Here is a 574-nt window from a genome sequence, read left to right on the forward strand (position 1 = left end):
CGCGTAAGCTCGGAGTTTAAAGGTCTACTGCAAAGCATCAGCGTGTCGTTTAGCAACATACTAGGCGAGACAGGCGTTAGCGCTGCAATCCAGCCGCTTTACCTTCCTGGTGGTGTACTGGTGTTCGTTGCTCTGCTTGCTGCTGTATTGCAAAGCGGTAGCGCAAAACCTTTGCGTGAAGCATTCGGCGAATCAAGCAAAACGCTAATCGGTGCAGGCTTCGTATTGGTGTTCACTATCCCGATGGTACGTATCTTCATCAACTCAGGTGTGAACGGTGCTGACCTAGCAAGTATGCCTGTAACAACCGCAAACTTTGCCTCAGACCTCGTTGGCTCTGCATTCCCAGCATTAAGTGCAACGGTTGGTGCGCTAGGTGCATTCATCGCGGGTTCGAATACCGTATCGAACATGATGTTCAGCCAGTTCCAATTCGAAGTCGCGCAGACATTGTCTATCTCAAGCGTGGTTGTAGTGTCACTGCAAGCCGTTGGCGCGGCTGCGGGTAACATGATTGCCATTCACAACGTGGTGGCAGCATCCGCAACCGTCGGTCTACTAGGTCGTGAAGGCG

At 52.1% G+C, this 574-nt stretch carries 1 protein-coding gene; it reads left to right on the forward strand.

Translation table 11 applies throughout. The features are described 5' to 3' along the window. Positions 1–574 (forward strand): L-lactate permease (locus tag R8N49_RS29200; protein ID WP_318190709.1); only part of this gene is annotated, 574 nt, incomplete at both ends.

It is taken from the genome of Vibrio sp. 1978 (assembly GCF_033344345.1).